23 protein-coding genes and 2 tRNA genes are annotated in these 20,285 nt (G+C 61.8%); 6 read left to right on the top strand and 19 right to left on the bottom strand.

The genetic code is table 11. From position 1 onward, the window contains the following. Window positions 1-154: 154 nt before the first annotated feature. The 15 genes from RA302_RS01610 to RA302_RS01540 all read right to left on the bottom strand — a co-directional run bounded on the left by RA302_RS01610 (window position 155) and on the right by RA302_RS01540 (window position 12,458). Window positions 155-1,384: an AAA family ATPase gene (locus RA302_RS01610; RefSeq protein ID WP_338479145.1), complete on the bottom strand. Its 1,230-nt coding sequence runs from the start codon at window positions 1,382-1,384 to the stop codon at window positions 155-157. Then, entirely contained in the window at window positions 1,381-1,746 is a 366-nt protein-coding gene (locus RA302_RS01605) for a hypothetical protein (RefSeq protein WP_161121131.1), read from the bottom strand. The genes RA302_RS01610 and RA302_RS01605 overlap by 4 nt, the downstream gene beginning before the upstream one ends. Beyond that, window positions 1,743-3,221: a terminase family protein gene (locus tag RA302_RS01600; RefSeq protein WP_338479142.1), complete on the bottom strand. Its 1,479-nt coding sequence runs from the start codon at window positions 3,219-3,221 to the stop codon at window positions 1,743-1,745. Before RA302_RS01600 ends, RA302_RS01605 begins: the two co-directional genes overlap by 4 nt. Next, window positions 3,218-3,691 (bottom strand): hypothetical protein, encoded by a 474-nt coding sequence (locus RA302_RS01595; protein WP_215515592.1) that lies wholly within the window; start codon window positions 3,689-3,691, stop codon window positions 3,218-3,220. The genes RA302_RS01600 and RA302_RS01595 overlap by 4 nt, the downstream gene beginning before the upstream one ends. A 51-nt stretch (window positions 3,692-3,742) precedes the next feature. Then, entirely contained in the window at window positions 3,743-4,006 is a 264-nt protein-coding gene (locus RA302_RS01590; protein WP_338479138.1) for a hypothetical protein, read from the bottom strand. Window positions 4,007-4,023: 17 nt separating this feature from the next. After that, a complete protein-coding gene (locus RA302_RS01585) occupies window positions 4,024-4,212 on the bottom strand; it encodes a hypothetical protein (protein WP_141695765.1) in 189 nt (62 codons plus the stop codon). Further along, on the bottom strand, window positions 4,212-4,946 hold the full coding sequence (locus RA302_RS01580; RefSeq protein ID WP_058227123.1) for a hypothetical protein: 735 nt from the start codon (window positions 4,944-4,946) through the stop codon (window positions 4,212-4,214). The genes RA302_RS01585 and RA302_RS01580 overlap by 1 nt, the downstream gene beginning before the upstream one ends. 14 nt (window positions 4,947-4,960) lie before the next feature. Beyond that, the gene (locus RA302_RS01575; protein ID WP_338479135.1) at window positions 4,961-5,341 is read right to left on the bottom strand and encodes a hypothetical protein; all 381 of its coding nucleotides are present in this window, start codon (window positions 5,339-5,341) and stop codon (window positions 4,961-4,963) included. 50 nt (window positions 5,342-5,391) lie between these two features. Beyond that, the gene (locus RA302_RS01570) at window positions 5,392-9,756 is read right to left on the bottom strand and encodes a phage tail tape measure protein (RefSeq protein WP_338479133.1); all 4,365 of its coding nucleotides are present in this window, start codon (window positions 9,754-9,756) and stop codon (window positions 5,392-5,394) included. Then, a complete protein-coding gene (locus RA302_RS01565) occupies window positions 9,756-10,202 on the bottom strand; it encodes a hypothetical protein (protein ID WP_058227126.1) in 447 nt (148 codons plus the stop codon). The genes RA302_RS01570 and RA302_RS01565 overlap by 1 nt, the downstream gene beginning before the upstream one ends. 1 nt (window position 10,203) lies before the next feature. Next, window positions 10,204-10,461 carry a hypothetical protein gene (locus RA302_RS01560; RefSeq protein ID WP_161121138.1) on the bottom strand — a complete coding sequence of 86 codons (258 nt, stop codon included), beginning with the start codon at window positions 10,459-10,461 and terminating at the stop codon, window positions 10,204-10,206. Window positions 10,462-10,646: 185 nt separating this feature from the next. Then, window positions 10,647-11,192 carry a DnaB-like helicase N-terminal domain-containing protein gene (locus RA302_RS01555; RefSeq protein ID WP_161121139.1) on the bottom strand — a complete coding sequence of 182 codons (546 nt, stop codon included), beginning with the start codon at window positions 11,190-11,192 and terminating at the stop codon, window positions 10,647-10,649. Next, entirely contained in the window at window positions 11,192-11,554 is a 363-nt protein-coding gene (locus tag RA302_RS01550; RefSeq protein WP_161121140.1) for a hypothetical protein, read from the bottom strand. Before RA302_RS01550 ends, RA302_RS01555 begins: the two co-directional genes overlap by 1 nt. Beyond that, window positions 11,554-12,102, bottom strand: a complete 549-nt coding sequence (locus tag RA302_RS01545; RefSeq protein WP_161121141.1) for a hypothetical protein — start codon at window positions 12,100-12,102, stop codon at window positions 11,554-11,556. The genes RA302_RS01550 and RA302_RS01545 overlap by 1 nt, the downstream gene beginning before the upstream one ends. Window positions 12,103-12,203: 101 nt before the next feature. Next, window positions 12,204-12,458, bottom strand: a complete 255-nt coding sequence (locus tag RA302_RS01540; protein ID WP_308251807.1) for a hypothetical protein — start codon at window positions 12,456-12,458, stop codon at window positions 12,204-12,206. A 45-nt stretch (window positions 12,459-12,503) separates the two neighbouring features. Between RA302_RS01540 and RA302_RS01535 the strand changes: the two genes are divergently transcribed. Beyond that, window positions 12,504-13,187: a helix-turn-helix transcriptional regulator gene (locus tag RA302_RS01535; RefSeq protein WP_338479127.1), complete on the top strand. Its 684-nt coding sequence runs from the start codon at window positions 12,504-12,506 to the stop codon at window positions 13,185-13,187. Further along, window positions 13,180-14,391, top strand: coding sequence for a tyrosine-type recombinase/integrase (locus RA302_RS01530; RefSeq protein ID WP_161121143.1), 1,212 nt, complete (start codon window positions 13,180-13,182; stop codon window positions 14,389-14,391). The genes RA302_RS01535 and RA302_RS01530 overlap by 8 nt, the downstream gene beginning before the upstream one ends. On the opposite strand, the gene RA302_RS01525 is transcribed toward RA302_RS01530, so the two are convergent. Next, the gene (locus RA302_RS01525) at window positions 14,388-14,843 is read right to left on the bottom strand and encodes a hypothetical protein (RefSeq protein WP_161121144.1); all 456 of its coding nucleotides are present in this window, start codon (window positions 14,841-14,843) and stop codon (window positions 14,388-14,390) included. The genes RA302_RS01530 and RA302_RS01525 overlap by 4 nt on opposite strands. A gap of 243 nt (window positions 14,844-15,086) precedes the next feature. On the opposite strand from RA302_RS01525, the gene RA302_RS01520 reads away from it, so the two are divergent. Beyond that, window positions 15,087-15,269 carry a helix-turn-helix domain-containing protein gene (locus tag RA302_RS01520; protein ID WP_161121202.1) on the top strand — a complete coding sequence of 61 codons (183 nt, stop codon included), beginning with the start codon at window positions 15,087-15,089 and terminating at the stop codon, window positions 15,267-15,269. 93 nt (window positions 15,270-15,362) lie between these two features. Here the strand turns inward: RA302_RS01520 and RA302_RS01515 are convergent. The 3 genes from RA302_RS01515 to RA302_RS01505 all read right to left on the bottom strand — a co-directional run bounded on the left by RA302_RS01515 (window position 15,363) and on the right by RA302_RS01505 (window position 16,425). Then, a tRNA-Arg gene (locus RA302_RS01515) sits at window positions 15,363-15,435 on the bottom strand. Window positions 15,436-15,517: 82 nt separating this feature from the next. Continuing rightward, window positions 15,518-15,609, bottom strand: a tRNA-Ser gene (locus tag RA302_RS01510). Between the two features lie 96 nt (window positions 15,610-15,705). Beyond that, window positions 15,706-16,425, bottom strand: coding sequence for a dienelactone hydrolase family protein (locus RA302_RS01505; RefSeq protein ID WP_113683463.1), 720 nt, complete (start codon window positions 16,423-16,425; stop codon window positions 15,706-15,708). 61 nt (window positions 16,426-16,486) lie between these two features. Here RA302_RS01505 and hisC point away from each other — a divergent pair, with 61 nt between their 5' ends. The 3 genes from hisC (at window position 16,487) to RA302_RS01490 (ending at window position 20,265) form a co-directional block, all read left to right on the top strand. Further along, the gene (gene hisC / locus RA302_RS01500; protein ID WP_166501654.1) at window positions 16,487-17,563 is read left to right on the top strand and encodes a histidinol-phosphate transaminase; all 1,077 of its coding nucleotides are present in this window, start codon (window positions 16,487-16,489) and stop codon (window positions 17,561-17,563) included. 100 nt (window positions 17,564-17,663) lie between these two features. Next, entirely contained in the window at window positions 17,664-19,358 is a 1,695-nt protein-coding gene (locus RA302_RS01495; protein WP_166501653.1) for a bifunctional UDP-sugar hydrolase/5'-nucleotidase, read from the top strand. A 37-nt stretch (window positions 19,359-19,395) separates the two neighbouring features. Continuing rightward, window positions 19,396-20,265, top strand: coding sequence for an MYG1 family protein (locus RA302_RS01490; protein ID WP_095969529.1), 870 nt, complete (start codon window positions 19,396-19,398; stop codon window positions 20,263-20,265). Window positions 20,266-20,285 lie beyond the last annotated feature (20 nt).

The raw sequence follows: 20,285 nt of genomic DNA, 5'->3' as shown, positions 1-20,285 counted from the left end.
GCGTATTGCCAGTGGTGTTGGCATGTGGTGGTCATGAGTGTGTGTCCTGTTGTTTGGTTATGTCCGTACGTCCGCTCTCTATAGAGAAGAGAGAGCGGACGGACATACGGCGGGAGTCCGGACATAGTGCGTACATAGTTCGTACATACGTGGACTAGGCAGCTTGCGGTGGTGCTGCGGCAACTGAGGTGAGTACGTAATGTGTGCGCTTCTCGGTACCGATGTTCTTCACGGTGTTGCGTTCTACCAGTGTCTTTATCGCGTTGTAGTAGGCGGTGCGACCCATGCCTGCGTCGCTGGCGAGGGCTTGGATCGCGGATCCGGATAGGCCGTCATGGGTGAGGTTTGTTCGCAGTATGTTCAGAAGTTGGGTGGCGTTCTTGTCGGCGGCGAGGAGGTTTGTCCGCACCCCATTTGCGGACATACTGTCGGCCTGTACGAGAACCAGCGTTTGACGCTGTTGCTCGTCCACGCCTGCCATTAGGGCTGGTGAGACGGTGTGCGGGATGAGTCGGTAGTGGTAGTCCATGCCTGCGGGGACGTCTTTGTGCTTTTCGATGTGGAGTTTGGCCATGAGGTCGCCTCCTTCGAGGCGGAGGTCGGACCAGACGGCTCCGTCCCATGAGTTGCTACCTCGGCCTGCGTTGCCGGATCGGGCGCTGTGGTGGACGCTGAGGACTGCGCAGTGCGCGGCGGCTTGGATGGTTTCGAGTGAGTGGATGGCCTTGCCTTGTTCAGTGGCGGAGTTCTCTTCGAGGCCGACTGTGCAGCGTGCGCGGGTGTCGAGGACGAGTAGGTCAGCTCCGACCTCTTGCACGAGTTCGATCGCTTCGGCCACGTCGACGAACTCACCCAATTGGATAGGGCAGGGAAGGATGAATAGGCGCCCTTCGAGGACCTCGGGGTTGATGCGGCTGAGTTCGCAGTAGGCGAGGATGCGTGCGCGGAGACCTGTTGCGCCTTCTGCTGCGACGTAGACAACTTTGCCCGCTCGGGGAACTCGGTGTCCTTCCCAATTTTCACCCGCTGCGACGGCGACACTGAGACCGACTGTCGCGAAGGATTTGTAGGAGCCAGGGGCGCCGGCGAGTTGGGCGAGGGTGTCGCGGTAGATGATTCCGTCGACGAGTGGTTCGACTGCGGGGAGGGTGGCGAGGTCGGAGAGTCGGAGTAGGCGTTTGCGGAGTGGGATCCGGTGCGGTCGCTCGGGCTCGTCGAGGGTGTCGGCGGGGTGTGGTAGGTCCGTGTAGGGGTCTTCGTGGCCGGGCATTTCGGGGTTGCCTGCGCTAGAATCGTTGATGGATGCAACGGATTGGCGTCGGTTGATTCCCGGTGAAGGCTCCTCGTGTGCGGGGGGCCTTCCGCGTTCGGTGGAATGAGTCATTCTGTACCGCCTTCGTTTTCGTGTCCGTATCCGGCTGCGCGGAGTAGTTGTGTCATCTGTTCGAGGGGCATGACTGCGAGCCATTGCCCGGGGTTGCCGAGTCCGCGGCGTTTGAGGACGAGGAGCGCGTGATCGGCTCGGGCTTCGTCCTTCTGCTCGGCCAGTTGTCGGAGCCATTCAGGCCAGGCGTAGGCGGCGCGGTCTTTGACTTGGATGGTGAGTCCGGGCGCGGGGTGTAGGTCGCCAGCGTCCCTGGTGTAGCCGGCGCGGGTTCGTTCTGTGTGGGGGAAGCCGTTGGTGCGGAGGAAGTCACGCACTGCTCGTTCTGCTCGGTCGCCTTTGGTCTTGTTCGGATTCGTCATTCTGGTTTTCCTCCCAGTAGCCAGACGCTGCTATGTGCCCGTGGATTCTTGTGGATCTTCGTTCCGCCTAGGGTGGTCAGGATTTCGCCGGATCCGGTGCCGTCTTGCCATGTCCAAGCACGCGAGGGGTTGATGAAGATCCCGGCCGCTGCTTGCATGAGCGCGTCTGCGAGGTCATCGTGGCCGGCGGTCTCTGGGACGCTGATTCGCATTTGCCCTGTGGTGGTCTGCTCGTATTCGAGGCTGTGAAGCTGGCGGAGCAGGTCGGGATGTTTGGGCAGCACGAGCCGCCCCTGTTGCAGGAGCACTTTGAGGCGTCCGTATGCGTCTGCCTTGCGTCGGTTGTCGGTGGTGACGCCCCTGACCATGGTCCGCATCCGGCCGTTGCCATGGTTGTCGGCCATGCGGCTGCTGAGCATCTGGGTCGGTGCGATACCGATTCCGTTGGTCTCACTGATGTAGCGGTAGATGTCGAACATCTGTGAGAGCTCGTCGAGTCGGTCGATGAAGTCGGAGAACTGCATTCGATTGTGCTGTTCGAGGTGCGGAATGTAGTAGACCGGCTTCACAGTGCGTTGCGAGTACCTGCCAGCGAGGGTGTTCAGCTCCATGTCTGCTTGTGCTGCGAGGAAAACGACGGCGTTGGCGTCGTTGCTGAATCCCCAGTCCAGCCCACCTGCGACTGTTTGGCCGTTGTCGCGTTCGAGCGGCGCGAACTCGTAGTCCGCGACCGCGTTGTCCAGCTCGGCGGTCGTGAAGTAGGCGCCGGTGTCGTCAGTCCACTCGGCAAGGTATTCGCGGTTGAAGTAGTGAGCGGGCTCTCGGGCCTGGATCTTGTCGAGGTCGTCTTGGCTGATGTATGGCGAGCGCGACGATGGCCAGTGAAACGATGTGACATCGAGCGTGGGTGCGTCGGTTCCCTGCTTCCACAGGCGGCGGAAGAAGTGTTCGTAGTTGCCCCATGGCGAGGACAGCAGGATCACCTTGGAGCCGGGGCGGGCGATGATCGAGGGTTCTGCCGCTCGCCAGATTTCAGTGTCGACGAAGGCCGCTTCGTCGACGATGAGCAAGTCCACTGCCCAGCCTCGGATCTGCTTGGCGGACGCGGGCACTGAGATGATGCGAGAGCCATTCGAGAGCACCAGTTGCGTCTTGCTGTCATCCAGTACCGCACCCGCAAGCATCGGCGAACTGAGTGCGAGGGAAGCGCACTCTTCGAGCAGTCGGACGGATGCCACTTCGCCGGCCGAAATGAGCAGGACGAGCGATCCGGGTTTGGTGTAAGCGCGGTGAAGGGCAATGATCGCGGTGCCTCGTGACTTGCCTACCTGTCGGCCCGCGCACACGACGCGGTAGCGGGCGGGGCATTCGGCCAGTTCACGTTGGTGTTCCCAAAGCTCTTGTCCTACAAGACGTTTGGCGAACTCTGTGGGGCTAGCAAGGGAGCCTGCGAGGGCGGTGGCGTTGAGGGTCATGGTGTGGTTCCGTTCGCCTTGTCGAGTTCCGCCTGGAGTTGGGTGAACATCGTCGTGATGTCGAGTTTCGTGGAGGCGATGTCTTTGCCCAGTTTCGCTGCGCTCAGTGGGTCGAGTCCGAGTCGTGATCGGTGGTTCGCTGCCTGGGTGTCGATGCGGAGGCGGTACTTTTCTGCGCCGGATGGTTCGCCGGTGTTCTCGTCGATCGCTCCGTGGAGGTCGACGTAAGCGGTGAGCACTTCGAGTTGCGCCTCGGTGCGGGCGTAGGCGAGGACGGCAGGCTGCATCTCAGGCTTCTGAAGGTCTGGGCGCGCCTCGCATACCGCATTGGCGATTTCGGCTGCCAGCGGCGTGATGGTGCGCGGGGAATAGGCTCCATGCTTCTTCGCTACGAAGTTCGCGGCCACGAAGGGCGCCCAGCTGTACCCGCGTGCGGGGCCTTGGCTGATGGGTTCAAGAGTGTCTGTCATGGGTGTCCTTCCGAGCGGCCCAGCCGGTGAAGGCTGGGCCGCAGGGGTGGGTCAGGCTACGTCGCCGGAGGTGTTGAAGATCGTGAAGGCTCGGCTCGGATTCGAACGCACGTGCTCGACGGCCTTCTCAGGGGTCATGTCCTCGTCGTAGACAGGCGCTTCCCGGTCAGTGATCGACCCCGGCTGAATGGCGTCAGCCTGGCCGAAGATGCGTGCCTGCTTCGGCTTGCCCGAGAAAGCGCCGCTCGTGCCGGGGATGTCGACGAAGGTGTCTTCGGGGTCAGTCTGCGTGTGGATCTCGATGTTCTTACTCATGATGTTCTCCTGGGGTGTCAGTTGTCGAAGTAGTCGAGCTCGTAGATGTAGTGCTTGATGGGTCGAGCGGGGTTGTCCGTCTTCGCGCCTTCGGCGAGATTCCGTTCTCGCTTGCCGGCCTCCCACTCGGCGAAGTTGCCCACTCTTGACGGGCGACTCTCGGCAGGATCAGGGTCCGGGATGGACCCGTAAAACCTGTTCGCCATCAGGCTGCGTCGTCGGCAGGTTCGGAATCATCGGAGCCCGCATCCTGGTTCATCGCGTAGTGCAACCCGACCGAAGCTGCGAGAGGATTACCAGCACCGGTGTCGAGATGGTCGACGAACCGATTGAATGCCGGCAGTACGGCGTCGAGGGTGCTCGCCGAAGCAAGCGCCGCTGCACCTTCCGGGTCCGCGAGTTCGATGAACCGCGCAGTGATCGCCTTGGTGACAGCGGTCGTGTCGGTCTCCCGATCGTTGGCTGTCATCCGTCCGTTCTTGACTGCAAGGTCGGTGCCAGCGAGGCCGGTGGGGCCGGCGCTGTTCGCTTGTAGCCATGCGGGGGCGAAGCGTTCGGCGCCGAGTACAGCGTCAGCGTCGGCGTTGCGCAGTGCCGCTCGAAGCGATCGTCCCTTCTCCAACTGTGGGAGAACGACGTTGCGCCATGCCTGTTCGGTACGGACGAGTGCGGTCGGTGATTCAGCGTCGAACTGAGGGCGGGCCTTAGCTGCCTGAGCCTTCGTGCGCTCGGCGTACGTCTCGACCTCCGCCTTGATGGCAGCGAACTGAGGTGCGTACTGCTTGGTGAGTGCCTGACGCCAGTGCGCGATGTACTCGGCCCGCTCGCTCGGCGTCATCGAAACGTCCTTGTTGGCGTTGTCACGGTAGACAGCGAGTCGCGCCTCTCGGGCCTGCTTCAGCTCGCGAGCCTTGGTCTGCAATTCCTGGAGTGTGCTCATGATGTTGGTTCTCCTCAGTAGTTGATGTCGTAGATGCAGTTGGGGTTGGAGAGGTTGGGCCAGTCGAAGCCCTCGGGCGGGGTGGGCCAGCCGGGTCCGAGCGGAACGAGAGGCGGCAAGGGCTGCGGGTTGGCGCCGTCCTGCGGTGGGACCATCGGGGCGAGGGCTCCGTCGAGTCGGACTCGGTAGCGGCCACCGCGCACGTTGCCGTCAACGTCGGTGTAGATGCCCTCGGGTGAGAGTGTCGATCCCCCTCCGAGTTGGTAGAGGCCGGTGGTTTCGTCGTAGTGGCGGGCGTAGATGTTCTTGCCGCCGACGATGTTTCCTCGGGACTGAGCCGATGCGTGCTCTTCGTTCCATCGCGCCTGTCGAGGATCGGGTGTCTGTTCAGTCATGATTTGGTTCTCCTAGTTGAGTGTTGTTGTGGTGGTGAATGTTTCGGGCATCAGAGTCCGCCCTTCATGATTGCGATGTTCGCCATCCCAGTTCCGTTGTCGACGTTGACGCTTGCGCGGATCGGCTCGCGGTTCTTGATCGCCAACAGAATTGCTTCGAGGATTGGTGCGAGTTCGTCGGTGACTTGCCCGAACCCTTTCTCCAGCTGAGCGGAACTGTTGGCGCCTGTGTCGAATTGTCCGGTGAACTTCCCGTCCGCATCGAACCCCGACGCGAGCGCGAATGCCGCACCAACACCGAATGCCGCAGCGTTGTATGCGGCTGCTCTGCGCCCGTTGGCGGTGGTGGGTATCTTCAGTCCGGGGGCTTCTCCGACGTAGCCACCGAAGCCGCCTAGGCCGCCGTGGATTCCTCCCTCTTCGAAGGGGACGAGGTCGAATCCAAAGCCGTTGACGATCTTCTTCGTGACCGCAAGGGACTGCCGACGCTTGGCAGGATGCAGTGGGATGTAGCCCTCACCGCCTGTGCCTGGCTCGGCGAACCGTACGAGGTCGGCGCCGTCCGGGTAGATGCCAGCCTGTTCAGGTAGTCCCCGGATGCCGCCGTTCTCGAAGACTCGGACCGCGCCTTTCCAGATCAGGTTCGGATCCTTCCCAGCAGCATCCGAGGTACCACCAGCAGGCGCCGACGACGGAGCCGACTCAGGCGCCGAATACGACGATGACGATGTACCGGGCCAGTTGGTGACAAACACCCGCTGCCCATCAGTCGCCAACGCAGCACCCGAATCCGTCGTCCCAACAGTCATCTGACTGCCGTTACCGCGAGCATTCGACGCCGCGATGATCTCGTCCGCCTCAGCAGCCTTCACCGCATAATTCGAACCATCCGCAGTGCCCGACTGCTGCACCTTCTGCGCCGCCTGCGCTTCCGTCATGCTGTTGTAGTCGAAGTCGTCGAGCTTGTCGTAAAACATGCCCGCCGCACGAGTCGGATCCTTCCGGTCCTCCAACGTGCCCCAACCACCGTTATCGCGTTGCTGCATGATGCCGGCGTTATCGCCATCCATGCCGTAGTCGAGGTTCTGCAAATCGGTTTCAGCGAGGGCGGTCATGACTGCGGCCTTGATGCCCTTATCGCTGATGCCGCGGCGCTTACCTTCCGCGATCACCTGATCGGCGATCTTCTCCCGCTCCGTCCGAGTATCCGGAGCAGCAGGAGCCGCGGCTTGAGCGCTACCGGCAGGTTCACCCAACGGCTCCTTAGCCGCGACGTGCACATGGTTGGTGTGATCACCCGCACCCGCATAGAACGAGTCCGGAACGAACTCACCATCCTTGATGCACCTACCGAACCTCGGATCGATGTAGATCAGTTCAGCCAACTGCTTCTGATAGTTGTCGGCCATGTAATTCGCCATCGCCAACTGCTCATCCGTGTTCCCTGATCCGTTGGAGAAGTCCGCTGCCTGACCACTGTTGTGGTACGACGTGGACCCATCCGAGCGGTACGAGGAGAACGCATGCCCGTTCTGCAACAGATCCGGGAACTTGCGTGCAGCAATACCTTCGAGGCTTTCAACAACACCACCGTCAGCCATGGGCTTCACATCATCGAACCGGACAACGCCCATACCGAACCGGCGAGCAGTCTCAGCGAGGATCTGTTCAGCCCGAGGACGCTTAGAGGGAGCGCCGGGAATGAAAGCCTCCCAACCTGTTTCAGCTTCCGCCCATTGGTAGATCCCACGCCCGTAGCCGTTCCGTATCTTCGCCTGTCCAGGCTCGTCTATGCCGCCGTTCGCCCGCTGTCGTACACCAGAAGGTAGTTGCGCCACGCCATTGGAGTTACCGCTAGATGGCTGCCCGAAGTTCGGGCTCAGTCCAGCGCCTGAGAACTGTTGGCTGACGACTGGGTTCACGGTGACCGTCATCGAACGTGGTTGTGACATCCATGCCTGAAGGTTGCGTTGCGCCTCCTCTGTTTCAGCGGAGACGATCACCGTGCCGTCCTTCAGCACCTCTACCTTCACGCCTTCGAGCGCTCGAAGGGAGTCAATTGAGTCTTTCGTCAGTGCCTGCGTATGGATGGTCTTCGCGTCCGGGACATCGAGAACCTTCCCTCTCAAAACATCGAAGTCGGACTTCGCTTCAGGCATGCCCTCGGTGCGGACCTCAGTGGATACGAACTCGGGGGTGAGCCCGAGAGTGTTCAGGTACTTCACTGCGGCCTCATTGCTGCCGAGTGTGGCCGTGAGCTGCTGGATCAGTGCGTCGCGGTTGCCGGCGTACTGTCTCGTCAGATTCTCGACCGTGTTGCCTGCTTCGAGTCCGGTCTTGATCTGGTCCCGGAACTGACCAGACAGTCCGCGCAGTCGGGTCTCCATCTCTGCTTGCAGTGGGTTAGCCCTGTCGATCGCGCCGTTCCAGTTCTCGATCTTGATGACCGAGCCATCGACAGCGACACCGATTTCACCAATGGATTTGGTGACCTTCGCCGACTGGTCATTGAATGCCGCCGACAACTTCATGCCGTCGATCCACGTGTTCGCTCGTCCCTGCGCTTCCCCGAGAGCGGGAATCAAGTCCTCCCGGATGGTGCTTGCAGCGCCAGTGAGAACACCCTCGACACTTGCCCCACCTTCGCGAGTCTTTTCCGCGAGGTCACGAAGCTTGTCCGCCGCGCCACCCGTCGCGATACCGAGAATTTGACCGAAGCCAGGAATGGACTCACCGACCGAGAGGATGTTCGCGCCCATCTCCAGGAACGATGCGCCGGTCTCGGATGCGGACTTCGCGAACTTGCCGAGTCCGTCGAGGCCGGATGCCACGAAGTTCAGCACCGAGATTCCGAGTTCGAATGCAGCGTTGCCTGTGTCTTGAAAGAACTGGATTACTCCGACGCGGTTGTTCGAGATGTTGTCGGCCCACTCTTTGATCTGCGGTCCGAAAGCTTGCGCGAGAGCAGCTTTGAATCCGTCAGCCACCGTTGAGATGGAGTTCATCGCACCCTTGACGGACGTTGCCGTGTTACCGCCGATTTGATTTGCCAGCTTCCCGGCGGCACCTTCGAACTCGCCGAAGTCAGCAAGAGCCTTCGACGGATCCCACTGAGACAGAGCGCCAATGAAGTCACCGGACGTGTCACCAAGCAACGCCATCGCCGCAGCGTTTCGCTTCACCGGATCCTCGATTGCGCTGATCTTGTCGAAGGCCTGGTCGAAAGCGGCGTCCGCTTCAGGTCCACCCTTCTTGAACACCTCGTACATTTCGGCGCCGTTCAGGCCGATGTCGTCGAGGGCCGTGACGATCGTGTCGCCCTCTTCAGTGATGCGACGGCCAAACTCACGTAGCGAGTCACCGGCCCGGTCCGAGTTGTCCGCGCCGTTGTCCGTCGATTGCTCGATCAGTGCGAGGGCCATCTCGGCTGAAATGCCGGCGTTCTTCCAACCGGCCGAGTACTCACTGATCGTTTCGAGAAGATCGCCCTGCTTGTTGGCGCTGCCGCCGACAGCATTGGCGATCATGTCGGACGCTTCTTGCGCGCTCGCCGCAAGACCTGTGGACATCAGCGACGAGACAGCCAGGACTGATTGCGAGACCTCCCCGTCGAGAGCGGTGGAGATGGTGTCCAAGCTGGCAATGACTTTCTCGGCGTCCTGCTGTGTGGCACCGGGATCGATGACATTCGACTGCAACGCCAGGGTGAGTGTCGAGAGGTTCGCCTCGACCGACTCACCGAATGCGTCCGAATACGCTTCACCTGCTGCGAGCCCGAACTTCCGTGCCTGCGCCTCCGTCGTCTTCGTACGGGCTTGGAATAGGTCGAGGTTGGCTTCTTGCTGCATGCCGTCGTTAATTGCGGCGGCGAGGGCAGCGCCGACGCTGAGGCCGATGACTCCGACTCCGAGCAGCGCGCCAGCGATCGGACCTGTCGACGACGACAGCTTTCCGATCTTGTCTGTGAAGCCAGAGAGGAAGTTCCCACCCATGTTCCCGCCAGCATTCGACGCACCTGACGCGGCGCCGTCGAGGTCACCGCTGAGCTGATCTACCTGCCTGCTGGCTTGCGAGGCGGATGTGCTGATGCGGTCTACATCGGTAGCGGCACCGCGGGCAGCGTTGCCGAGTCGGTTCACATCCTGCGCGCTCTGTCCGACACGCGAAGCATCCCGAGCTGCATTGCCGGCGGCGGTGCCGAGCCTGCCCATGTCCTGCTGGGCGCCGGACGTGGAGGTACTGAGCCGATCAACACCTTGCGCGCTCTGCTGAAAGTGCTGCTCGATTCTGCGCGCCGCTTGCTGTACCAACGATTCGAGTCGGTCCGTCTGCTGCCCAGCGTTGCGAGTGCCCTGAATGAACCGAGAGTCGTCGAGTGTCAGATGGGCAACCAACTCACCTACGTTCAGTGGCATTACCGACCACCTCGCTTACCTGACTTTGCCTTCTGCTTCGGCTTCTTCTCGGGCTTGGCAGCGAACTTTTCAGCGATCCACTCCAGATCCACCAGCTTCCCGAGCTGAGCCAGGTGCCAGTGGGCTTCGGCCATGTCGGCGGAGAAGCCGAAGTGGAGCTGCGCGGTGCGGCCAGCATGCAAGATCATCGGCCACGTGATGTTGTCAGCAACCATCTCAGCGACAACGCCAGCGAGTTCGAGTTCGCCGGATTCCTCATCACGCTCGGCACCAAGGATTATCAGCGCGTCTTCGACCTGCTCGTTTGGCGGGATTCCCTCTAGTACGAGGCGGTCTCGCAGCGCAAGGCAGTCCTCGGCGCCAGGCGCCGGCACCGTGTACCAGTTGCCCTTGATCGGGAGATGCAGGTCCGGGTCGAAGAAGGTGTCGAGATCCTTGTAAGCCATGTCAGTTCCCTCCCTGCGAGCGGGCGAAGCGCTCAGCGCGTTCGAGGCCGATCAGAATCTCGACCGTCTGATGGGTGTTCAGATGCTTGAGAAAGGCGTCGAGGCATTCGCCTTGGGATGTCGCAGCGGCCAAGTCCAAGCGCGTCAACTCTTCCGGCGATAGACCACCGAGCATTGTCTTCACACCTGTGGTGTCATCCCGCTCGATGCCGGAGACGAGGGCAGCCAAGTCGCTGCGTCCAGATTCGTTGTCATCCATAGAGATTTCTCCTGAGGTTTGTGAGATGGGGCTTGCATTGAAGACACGGAATCGGGTGTCCATCGGTGTCTGTTCCGAGCCACCCGCGGCGGCAATCGGGATGGTGAGGGCGAGTCGTCGGCGGTGGATCGTCCGCTTCCTCGCCGTACCTGTTGGGCATATCTGCCTCCTGAAAGATGGGATGTTCACGCGGCAGCTCCAGAGGCTTCGCGTAGGGAAGTCAGTCGCTTCGAGTGCTCGCGGCATTCGCTGCCAGCGCGCACCAGATAGCCCAGCAATTCATGCTCAGGCAGAGATGAACTCAGCTCCGTCAGAGCGGTGCCGAGCTGTTCGTACCGTCGTCGGTACGACTCGCCCACCACGGCCGCTGCGTAGGACATGACCGCCTCGCCAGCAGCAGCAGATGTCGCAGCATCCGTCAGGCACTTCGACAAACGCATACCGTGCTCGCCGGCCAACTTCCCGCCGCGCATCAGATCATCCGCGAGCAGAGCCGCATCAACTTCCCGAGTGCCCCGAGCGCGTTCCCGGATCAATCCGAAAACCGTTCGATGGTAAGGGTTTTCGAGATCATCGTCGGTGACGAACGTGACAACAGAGAGACGGTCGGAAGGATTCGAGTACAGCAGTGAACCGATCAACATCACTTCCGAAGACGGGGTTTGCACACCGATCGGATGCACCCTCGAATGAACCCGAGCGCTCGGCTCAACCTTCACAGCCGATGTCATCACGCACCCCGTCCCGCGTCGTTGATCAATGCGAACGCCGCAGTCGTCAGGTCCGCTGCAAGCTGGATCGCGGCCTCCGGTGTCAGCAGGAAGGGATCAGTGACAACGCCGCCTCGGATGTTCACTCCGTCGATGCTCACGTACCGCTGAACGACGTCGGTATCGGTCCACCTGTGAACTGAAGTGCGAACGCCAACCGATTTGTTCGGCTGCTCGAAGTCGCACTGCGCCAACAAGACTGGTCGGCAATGATCCTCGTAGATATCGCCGTCCGGCTGACGAGCTGCCGGCAACTGTCGAATGCGACCGAAACCAGCGGGGTCCGAGTAGAAGCCATCGAGATCGGAGTAGGTAGGAGACATCACGCCACCGCCGAATCATCAGACGTGCCGCGAGCAAGGTCGATGACAAGCAGCAGCAGGTGCGCCAACTCGGCAGCCTCACTCAGGGTGAAGCGGGTCTCGGAGCCTTTAACTGTGGTCGGCTTCTCGCCGCTGTTCTGCTCAGCTTTCCTGCGCATCAACACGAACGGTTCCACTTCGTTTGCCTGCTGCATCAGCTGCACCTCGGCCCGCGCAGAGAGTCGGTAACCATCCATAATTGTGCCGGGATGCAGATCCAGGCGCGTAGCCCAGGCGCGGGATGCCACGACGTGGTGAGCACCGTGCTGAGACACGATGTCGCAGTCGGGATCAGCCCATGTTGGCCGGCCACCAGCCAGAAGCTCCACCGGCTCCAGCAGGGATTCGATCGCGTTGAAGTAGAAGGCGCGACGTTCGAGCTTCCACAGCGCACTCTCGGGCGTCAGGCCCCTGTCTGCGGCCAGCGCAGCGAAATCCAATTCCATCCGCTCGTACTCGCTCAACACGTCGGGTGCACTGTCGACATCGGATGCGTTATCGTGAGACATCTGGATCTCCTCTTGAGTGGGGTTGGTTCGGGAGCCCTCGCCGCTCGTAGCTCTAACTACGGGATTCACGGCGGGGGCTTTCTTGTTTTTGCGGGCACGGATCATGCAGCACTCCCGCCGACTTCCTGAGCGGCGAGCCAGGCATCGACATCGCTCCAGCGGTAGCGGACACTCCCGTTCTCGAACTTGATGAACTTCGGCCCAATGCCATTCATGCGCCAAACAGCAAGACCTTGAACCGTCTTACCGAGGTATTCCGCCAGCTCGGGCGGCTTGGCCAACGAAGCGCGGTCGTCGGGAGACTTCACCATCACGTCCCCGGATGCGATGCGCCTCGATGCAGATTTCGTGGTCACGATTCCTCCGTTCATATTTCTACTCATTCAGTCATGATTTCTGACATGGATGATGATGCCACGATTGTGATTCACGCGCAAGTAGATTCATGGACATTGAATCTGATATCGTCATATTTCATGACAACGAGTTCGGAAGGTTGGCCCGAGGCGCTGACCAAATCAGTCGTCGCGCAGATCAGCAGCTACCGCAAAAAGCGTGGTCTCAGCTATCAACAACTAGCTGACAAATGCACTGAACTCGGCTACCCAACTCTCCGCACCACACTCGCGAATCTTGAAGCGCACAAACGGAAGTCGCTCACGCTGCATGAGCTGATAATCCTCGCGGCTGCACTCGACGTTCCGCCGGTTGAGCTACTTTTCCCCGGCATCCCGGATGGCGAAGTTCAGATCCTTCCGAACAAGAAGCAGAACGCATGGGAAGCCTTGCAGTGGTTCACAGGAGAGACGCCCACACTCGATCCCGCTGACGCCCCTGAGCCCACTGACCCCAACTACCACATCTCACTGATACGAGACATGAAATATGGCGTCCGCCAAAACCAGTTGGTCACCGACGAGGAGCTTGAGAACATCAGCTCGGGCGATGACACCCAGAATGCGAATCTCGCTTTTCGGATGCTTCTCAATGCAATCGCGCCGGACCTACTGACAAACGTCAACCTCGACGTGCTGCGCAAGGCCGGCTTCACCATCAACGAACCGAAGGATGACACCGATGTCTAGACAACGAATCGCCATCGGGCAATGGGGAAAGATCTCGTCTAAGCAGGTCACTCCCGGCCGATTCCGTGCCTGGGCACGCTACCGCGACCAAGACGGCGAAACCCGCACCGTACAAGCATTCGGAACAAGCGGCGCCCAAGCCGAAACACGCCTACGCGCAGCACTCCACGAGCGCGCACAATCCAACCAATCCGACATCACACCAGCCACCGACATCGCCACACTCAGCACGCTCTGGCTAGCCGAAATCGAAGCCGGCGGCGAAGTCCTCCCCCAAACCCTCGCCCAATACCGAACCGACGTCGAGAAGACCATCTGCGCACCGCACACCGGAATCGCCGGCGTCACCCTCCGCGAAGCCACCACATCCCGCCTCGACAGATTCATCAAACGCGTCAGCGCAGAACACCCAGCCAAAGCACGACGCATCAAAACCATCCTCAGCCAAATGCTCGGCCTCGCCGTACGCCACGACGCACTCGACACCAACCCCGTCCGAGAAGTCGCCCGCATCAAAGGCACCAAAAAAAATGTCCGAGCACTCACACTCGACGAACTCGCCACACTCCGCCGCCGAGTCCAACTCTGGGAAACCGGCAACGACGACCCCGACAAACAACACACCGGCCGCCCCCGAACCAAAGGCCTACTCGACTTCGTCGACGTGCTACTCGGTACCGGCGCACGCATCGGTGAAGTCCTCGCGATCCGCTGGGAATCCGACGTAGACCTCACCACCAACCCTGCCACCGTCACCATCTCAGGCACAGTCGTACGCCTACCCGGCAAAGCCGCAGACGGCGGAGGACTCATCCGGCAGTCACACCCCAAGACAGACGCCGGATACCGCACCGTCAAACTCCCAGCCTTCGCCCGAGACACCCTCATGCGCCTCTACCTCAACGCCACACCCACCGCAGACGACCTCGTATTCCCCTCCGCAGCCGGAACACTCCGAGACCCCCACAACGTCCGCAGACAATGGCGCGACGCCCGCGGCGAACAATTCGCATGGGTCACCCCCCACAGCTTCCGCAAGACCGTCGCCACACTCATCGACAGAGAAGCCACCACCGAGGACGCAGCAAGCCAGCTCGGCCACTCAGGCACCGCAGTCACCCGCAAGCACTACATCGAGAAAGCCGCCTCGGCCCCCGACCTCACCGACCTACTCAACCAACTCGGACGACACGCCGGCACCTAGCACTGCGCGCCGTCTCGGATGATGGTCGCAGCTTGGAACTTGCTCGAAAGGCCCGTCTGAGCAAGTCCCAGATTGTCCAACGCAAAAGAGGATGTACCCAAGGTCACGCCCCCGGTGTCCTCAGCGGACGATCCACATTGGATGTCGACATGCCACCCGCCTGACTCGCCTGAGTGCATGTCCACTACGTCCTGCATGACCCGGGTCATTTGCGCGGCCGGATACCGCATCGGGACCACCACTGTGATGTAGCGAGGTCCATTCACTCGCGTCCAGTAGTCGGGGACCGTGTACGGCGTTGTTGTCACTGGGCCCATGGTCGTGGTGGTAGTGGGCACCAGGACGGTTGTGGAGGACGCCATGCCTTCCCTCGTCGTCTCCCCCTTGCCGCAACCAACGAGAGCCAGCACCGCAACACCACACACCAACACACCCGAGACAGTCCGATTCATCAGCAATACATACCAGACCAATCGGACCGGAACCCCCACATCCACCCCACCGAGTCAGTGGGTCACGAGTGGGTCAGCACTGAGTTAGACCCAGTACTGAGTCAGTGGGTCAGTGGGTATTAGTACAACCCACTGACCAACTCACTCACCCAGGCGAAACAGCACACCCAAGAACCACACACCCTTAACTCACTCAACCCCCAATGAAAGGACGCTATGACCGAGAACCAGACCACCGAGTTCATGACCCTGCGAGAGGTAGCCGAGTGGATCCACATTGCCCCGGATACCCTCCGCTACTGGCGCACGATCGACAGTGGGCCGGCGTCATTCAAGGTCGGTAAGCGAGTCCTGTACCGACGTAGCGAGGTGGAGGAGTGGTTCACGGCACAAGAGTCAGCCACTCGTCGAGGTGGTCATGCCTGACTAATTCGTGTCGATTACGTGTCGCAGTGACTTAGTAACGAGACACAAGAAAGCCCCTCACTGGCATCTCTGCTGGTGAGGGGCTTCCTGTTGTGCGCCCGAAGGGATTCGAACCCCTAACCTCTTGATCCGTAGTCAAGTGCTCTATCCGTTGAGCTACGGGCGCATGTTCTGTTGTCTTGCTGGTCTTGCGTGTCTTACCGTCGTACTTTCTATCATTTCTAACCCGCCGGTCAAAATCACCGGCTTGGCGGAGGCGAGAGGATTTGAACCTCCGGTCCCTCGTAAAAGGGACAACTCATTAGCAGTGAGTCCCATTCGGCCGCTCTGGCACGCCTCCCTGGGGGTTCCGATCCTTTCGGACCGCCGGATCGAAAGATTACACACCCTTCGCCACCAAAGGCAAAACGCGTGGTCAGCGCCCTGATTTGTCGGCTTACCGCAGGTGGCTGTCGAACCAGTCGAAGATCCGGGTCTGAGCTTCGACGATCGAGGCCGAGCCAGGGTCGTCGAGGTCGGCGTCCTCGGACAGCTGTGGCGGCTCGTCCGCCCGGTGAGCCAGTCCGGCGTAGCTGACCACCAGTGTCGCGACGTCGGCCTTGGCGGTCGCTTCCCGGAGCAGAGTCACGTGCTCACGCGGCGTGCTGGGATCGTCCTCGCCGTACAGCGCCAGCCACGGCGCCTGCAGGGAAGTGGCCGCGTCGACGAGTGCCTGAGCATCCACCGACAAGGCTTCGACGATTCCCCGGGCGGCGACGCTCACCGCGGCACCGACGGGACGGCTGGTGGCCACGAGCATCGCGGCGGTCCCGGCGTCGTCGAATCCGAGCACCCCGACGGTGTCCGCGAGAACTTCGCGTCCGACGAGCCAATCGAGGGTCGCGTCGAAGTCGGCGAAGAGGTTGTCACCGAACACCTCGCCCTGCATGTGTTCGGGTTCGCGGTGGAACAGGTGCGGTGCGACGCTCACCCACCCTTCGCCGGCGAGTGCGCACATCAGATTCAGCAGAGCCGGGCTGAACTGGCGGGCTTCATGCAGGACGACGATCCCGCCCCGCGTCGGGCCGTCCGGCTCCACCACCGTCAGCGGAACAGCCGTGGCGACCTCCCCTTCGGCTCCGCGCAGATACGCGGTGGCCCGGAAGATTTCCGACATCTTCTAACTCTGACACGCAGACGGCCGCTACGCACCAAATCGGTGCGCGCATAATCGACTCGTGACCGCACACATTCGCCCTGACCTCGCCTCCATCCCCGCCTACGTTCCCGGACGCAATTTTCCGGGTGCGATCAAGCTGGCGAGCAACGAAACGACCGTAGGGCCGTTGCCCGGTGTGCGTGACGCCGTCGCCGACGCGGTCGCCAATGCCAACCGCTACCCGGACAATGCCGCGGTCGCACTCATCGAGGCGCTGGCCAGCTTCCTGAAAGTCGAACCGGCCAACGTCGCCGCTGGTTGTGGCTCCGTGACGCTGTGCCAGGAACTCGTGCAGATCACCTGCGATCAGGGTGACGAGGTCATCTACGCGTGGCGTTCGTTCGAGGCGTACCCCGTGGTCACCCAGGTCGGCCATGCCGTCTCGGTCAAGGTTCCGCTGACCGAGGACTTCGGCCACGACCTCGACGCGATGCTGGCCGCGATCACGGATCGCACGCGGTTGATCTTCGTGTGCAACCCCAACAACCCGACCGGCAACGCGCTGTCGAAGGCAGAGCTCGAGAGCTTCCTCGACGCGGTCCCGGCGCACGTCGTCGTCGCACTCGACGAGGCGTACTTCGAATACTCACGCTCGGACGCCGACGGCATCGAACTGTTCCGCAGCCGCCCCAACGTGGTTGTTCTGCGCACCTTCTCGAAGGCGTATGGCCTCGCGGGAATTCGCGTGGGTTACGCGGTCGCGGATTCGGAGATCATCGTGGCCCTCGGCAAGGTGCACACCCCGTTCACCGTGAGCGCTGTCGCGCAGGCCGCCGCAATCGCTTCCCTGGCTGCAGCAGACGAACTGCTTGCCCGCACCGAAGGCGTCATCGCCGAGCGGACGCGAGTGCGCAGTGCACTGATCGAAGCCGGGTACACCGTCCCCGAGTCGTCGGCGAACTTCGTCTATCTCCCCCTCGGAGAGCTCTCCCCCGGTTTCGCCGAGGCGAGTACCGAGGCGGGCATTCTGATCCGTCAGTACGGCGTCGAGGGCGTCCGGATGACCATCGGCGATCCACACGAGAACGACGCGTTCCTCGCTTTCGCGAACACCGACGTCGCGAAGCAGGCTGCGGGCATCGGCGTCACCGCGTGACACTCGATACATAACTGTTACGCCGAGGACTGGAATTCGTTTCGGCGGACGGGCACACTCAGGGAGGTTCGAGGCCGGTCCGAGTGAGGGAGCACGACGCATGACGCGACGCATGACACGAACGTGTGCCGTGCTCGCAACGACCCTTCTCGCCACCTCCGCGACCTCCCTGAGTGCCGTCGCCACCGCCGAGTCCCAGGACACGGTGTCGGTACGTCTGTTGGCCTTCAACGATCTGCACGGCAGCCTCCGCCCGCCGGAAGGCATTCGCAGCGAGATCAGGCAGGCCGACGGCTCGCTCACCCCCGCAGGTGGCGCGGCGTATCTCGCGGCATACGTGACGCAACTTCGCAGCCAAGCCACCAACTCGCTGCTGTATTCGGTCGGTGACAACTGGGGATCGTCGGCATTGGAATCGGCGATGTTCAACGACGAACCGACGGTCGAACTGCTGAATCGGATGAAGATCGACGCTTCCGCGATCGGCAACCACGAACTGGACAAAGGGCTCGCCGAGTTCCGTCGTATGCAGTCCGGCGGTTGCTCCGCCGTCGACGCGTGCACGTTCAGTCCGTCCTTCGGCGGCGCCAACTTCCCACTGATGGCCGCGAACATGACGTACACCAACGGCACTCCGGCCACGCTGCCCTTCACCGTGAACATGGTCGACGGCATTCCGCTCGGAGTCATCGCGATTTCCCCCGCCAACACGTCGCAGATCGTGACACCGGGTGGGATCGCCGATCTGCAGTTCGGCGACGAGGTCGAAGCGATCAACCGCACCGCCGATGTCCTCGACTTCTTCGGCGTCAAAGCCATCACCGTTCTCCTGCACCGTGGGGACGAACCGGCCGTCGAAGGTGGGCCCAACGACTGCAACGTCGAGTCCGGCCCGGCCCGCGACATCGCTCTTCGTGCCTCACCGAAGGTGGACGTCATCTTCACCGCCGACAGCCACCAGCAGTACAACTGCGAATTCCCTGATCCCGCAGGCAATCCCAGAGTCGTCATGCAGGGCGCTTCGCACGGCCGGATCGTGTCCGTCGCCGACGTCACCATCGACCGCAACACACGCGAGGTGGTTCGCGATCAGACGTCCGCTTTCAATCAGATAGTGACACACGATATTTCGCCGGATCCCGATATTCAGGCTCTCGCCGACCGGGCCTGGTCGGAGGCGTCGGAAAGCGCTCAGCGACCGGTGGGGACCATCACCGCCGATCTGACACGGGATCGCGTCCCCAGCGGTGAATCGACACTCGGCAACCTGGTCGCCGACGCTCAACTCGCGGCCGGATCGACACGAGGCGCTCAACTCGCGTTGACGAACCCGGGCGGTATGCGCGAGGACTTGGACTTCGGCACTTCCGGCCAGGTCACCTACCGCCAGGCCTACGGTGTTCAACCGTTCGGCAACAGCCTCGAAGTGCTCTCCGTCACAGGAGCGGTGTTGAAGGACGCTCTCGAACAGCAATTCCAGATCGACCTCGACGGCACCGCTACCGAGCGCATCCTCTCCCCGTCCGCGGGCTTCACCTACGCCATGGACCGGCGAGCAGCGCCGGGCTCGCGAATCTCGGAAATGCGCTTGAACGGGCAGGACATCGCCCCCGACGGCGTCTACAGCGTCGTGGTGAACAAGTTCCTCGCCGAGGGCGGGGACGGTTTCACCGCACTGAAGAACTCCACCCAGATGACCGGCGCGGGCAACGACCTCGACGCCTTGACTGCCCTGTTCGCAGCCGGGTCCCCGGTCTCGCCGCCTGCCACCGATCGCATCCGCACCGTCGGCTGAATAGGCATCCCCCCGCTCGATTGCCTAGTCTCGACGGGTGATCATCGCGACCCATAACGGCAAGTTCCATGCAGACGACGTCTTCGGCGTATCGCTGCTCAAGCAGCTGCACCCCGACGCCACCGTCGTTCGCAGCCGTGACGAGTCCGTCCTCGACAGCGCGGACATCGTGCTCGACGTCGGCGGTCGCTACAACCCGGCCGAGGGTCGCTTCGACCATCATCAGCGCGATGCCGGCGAGCGCAGCAACGGCATCCTGTACTCCGCCTTCGGTCTGCTCTGGCAGGAATACGGCCTGCAGTTCTGTGAAGGCGACGCCTCCGTTTTTCGCCGAATCGACAGTCGTCTGGTCGAGGGCATCGACGCCGTCGACAACGGCCAGGAGATCTACACCCTCAACGACTACGGCACCAAGCCTTTTGATCTGTCCTCGGTACTGGACCTGTTCAACCCGATCTCGTCCACCGACGAGGAGTTCGACACCCAGTTCGAGCTGGCCGTGGTTCTCGCAACTCAGGTCCTGATTCGCCTGCGCGCCAAGTACGCCGGCGACGCGGCAGCCGAGCGCGAGTTCACCGAGACCTACGAGAAAGCGTCGGATCCGCGCTTCGTCGTGCTGGAACGCTTCGTTCCCCACGGCCGCGCCGCGTCGGCCCAGCCGGAACTTCTGTTCACCATCTTCCCGAACACCAACGGCGGCTGGTCGATTCAGACGGTCAAGCCTGCGGACTCCAAGTTCGGTTCACGAAAGCTGTTGCCGGAGCCGTGGCGCGGCCTGAACGGCTCGGACCTTGCTGCCGAGACGGGCGTCGACGGTTCGGTGTTCTGCCACAAGGCGGGGTTCATCGCGGCTGCGCAGACCCGTGACGGCGCCCTCCAGTTGCTCGAACTGGCACTGGCCGAGTAGTTCTCAGCTCGCAGTCCAGT

Origin of the sequence: Rhodococcus sp. DN22, assembly GCF_036669995.1 — a bacterium.
Lineage (GTDB): Bacteria > Actinomycetota > Actinomycetes > Mycobacteriales > Mycobacteriaceae > Rhodococcus_F > Rhodococcus_F erythropolis.
Note: the sequence above shows the minus strand (reverse complement) of the source record. Positions and strands in the feature narration are given on the sequence as shown.